Raw genomic sequence first — 2,208 nt, 5'->3', positions numbered from 1 at the left:
GTGCTGTTCATTGGTTGGGAAGGCGTTGGATTGTGTTCGTATTTATTAATTGGATTTTGGCATAAAAACCAAGATTTTAATGATGCAGCCAAGAAAGCTTTTATCATGAACCGTATTGGAGATTTAGGGTTACTAATTGGAATTTTCATCCTAGGTTCGATGTTTTCAACATTGGATTATGCAAGTTTGAAAACAGCAATTACTACTGCTTCTGACTTAGATTTGACATTATTATCTGTTGCGGCTTTCTGTTTGTTCATTGGCGCTTGCGGAAAATCAGCGCAAATACCTTTATATACTTGGTTGCCTGATGCGATGGCTGGACCTACACCGGTTTCGGCGTTGATTCACGCGGCTACGATGGTAACTGCTGGTATCTTTATGATTACTAGGTTGAATTATGTATTCGATTTGGCTCCAGACGTTCAAAATATTATTGCGATTGTTGGTGCTGTTACTTCTTTAGTAGCTGCTACAATTGCTTTGGTGCAAACGGATATCAAAAAAGTATTGGCTTACTCTACCGTTTCGCAACTAGGATTAATGTTCTTGGCTTTAGGGTTAGGTGCTTATGAAGTAGCGGTTTTCCACGTAATCACACACGCTTTCTTCAAAGCTTGTTTGTTCTTAGGTTCAGGATCTGTGATACACGCTTTGCATGGCGAACAAGACATGCGTAATATGGGTGGATTAAAAAAATGGATGGGAATCACTTTCTTTACTTTCTTAATTTCTTCTTTAGCAATATCTGGAATTCCTCCTTTTTCAGGGTTTTTCTCGAAAGATGAAATCTTGATGGTGGCTTTTGAGCACAATAAAGTACTTTGGTTTATAGCATCATTAGCATCTTTACTTACTGCTTTCTATATGTTCCGTTTGTTATACTTGACGTTCTTCAACGATTTTAGAGGGACGGAGAAACAAAAAAGTCATTTACACGAAAGTCCTGCTTTGATCACTTTCCCATTAATTGTTTTGGCAATTTTGGCAGCCATTGGTGGATTGATTAGTTTACCAACGAATAGCTGGTTGAACGGATACTTAGCCCCTTTATTCACGAAAGAAGCACATGAAGCGCACCACTTTGGTACCACTGAATATACTTTGATGGGAGTTGCGGTATTAGGTGGATTAATCGGAATTGGAATTGCATTCTCTAAATACTTGAAACAAAAACAAGTTCCTGAAGCAGATGAAGCCATTACAGGTTTCTCAAAAACGCTTTACAACAAATATTATGTTGATGAAATTTACGATACGATTTTTGTAAAATCAATCAACAGCTTGTCACGATTGTTTATCAATCCAGTGGAAACAGGATTGTCATCACTTGTTTTTGGATTTGGAAAATTAACTAACGAATTAGGCTATCAAGGAAAAAAAGTACACAACGGAAGTATTGGACTATACGTTTTTGCTTTTGTTTTAGGACTTTGTGCCATTGTAACCTATTTATTTTTAGCTCAATAATTTTATACTATGAACGTATCTCTTATATTAATAATCCTTTTAGTTGGAGCCTTTATAACCTATTTTTCAGGAGATAAATTAGCTTCAAAAGTAGCGTTACTATTTAGTTTGGCTGCTTTGGGATGTAGTGTGGCATTATTAAATGTATTCAATCAAGGCGAAAACATTAGTTTTATAGCACCTTGGGTCAACCAACCTAAAATCTCATTTGCTTTAGCAGCCGATGGATTGTCATTGGCAATGTTGATATTGACGACCGCTTTGACTCCGTTGATTATCTTATCTTCTTTTGGAACTACATTTAAAAATGCCAAAAGTATTTATGGTTTGATCTTATTCATGGCTTTTGCTATGGCGGGAACTTTCTTAGCTGCTGACGGACTTTTATATTATATCTTTTGGGAACTAGCTTTGATTCCAATTTACTTTATTGCTTTGATTTGGGGTAACGGTGATGCCGAAGACCGTAAAAAAGCAGTAGTTAAGTTCTTTATCTATACATTAGCTGGTTCGTTATTCATGCTAGTTGCTTTTGTGTATTTGTACCAAAAAGCAGGAAGTTTATTAATCGAAGATTTATACAGCTTAGACTTAACAGTTGACGAACAAATTTGGATTTTTGCAGCTTTCTTTTTAGCATATGCTATTAAAATTCCGTTGATTCCTTTTCATACTTGGCAAGCCAAAGTGTACCAAAAAGCACCTACCGTGGGTACGATGTTACTTTCAGGGATTATG

At 36.3% G+C, this 2,208-nt stretch carries 2 protein-coding genes; both read left to right on the top strand.

The genetic code is table 11. The features are described from left to right. On the top strand, positions 1-1,470 hold a 1,470-nt coding region (nuoL, locus tag WBQ70_RS07385), incomplete at its 5' end, for an NADH-quinone oxidoreductase subunit L (protein WP_423912367.1). 9 nt (positions 1,471-1,479) lie between these two features. Beyond that, positions 1,480-2,208: complex I subunit 4 family protein (locus WBQ70_RS07380; RefSeq protein WP_423912366.1), on the top strand; the 729-nt coding region annotated here is incomplete at its 3' end.

This window comes from Flavobacterium sp. (assembly GCF_049590715.1).
In the GTDB taxonomy this organism is placed as follows: Bacteria; Bacteroidota; Bacteroidia; order Flavobacteriales; family Flavobacteriaceae; genus Flavobacterium.
This window is presented reverse-complemented; position numbering and strand designations above follow the sequence as displayed.